1 protein-coding gene is annotated in these 428 nt (G+C 67.5%); it reads right to left on the bottom strand.

What is annotated here, in order from left to right; all coding sequences use genetic code 11:
* Positions 1-136: 136 nt before the first annotated feature.
* Positions 137-428, bottom strand: a 292-nt coding sequence (locus AACY19_RS27490) for an amidohydrolase family protein (RefSeq protein WP_339454645.1), incomplete at its 5' end; no start/stop codon positions are given.

Below are 428 nucleotides of genomic sequence, written 5' to 3' on the forward strand. Positions count from 1 at the left end.
CGACGGCCGCGGATCAAGTGGGCGCACAGCTACACCGAAAGGTGTCCGGGGAGAAGCGATCGATCAAGCACGAACGCCGCACGGAAGGTATGCGTAAGCGGTGGCGCGGCAGCGCCGCGCTGCATCCTGCCCGAGGTCACACCAGGCTGGATTTGCCGCGGCTCAGCACCTCGCCCGCGCCCTTGTCGCCGACGATCTTGCCCTGCTCGTAAACCACCCGGCCGCGCGCGATGGTGGTGACGGGCCAGCCGGTGACGTCGAACCCTTCCCAGGGCGTGTAGTCCGAACCGTGGTGCAGATCGGCCTGCCGGATCGGCTTCTTGAGCTTCGGGTCCCACAGCACGATGTCGGCATCGAAGCCGACGCCGATCGAGCCCTTGCGCGGATAGAGGCCGTAGATGCGGGCGTGGTTGCTCGCGGTCAGCTCG

The organism is Pseudomonas sp. EA_5y_Pfl2_R50, assembly GCF_963970475.1.
Classification (GTDB): domain Bacteria; phylum Pseudomonadota; class Gammaproteobacteria; order Pseudomonadales; family Pseudomonadaceae; genus Aquipseudomonas.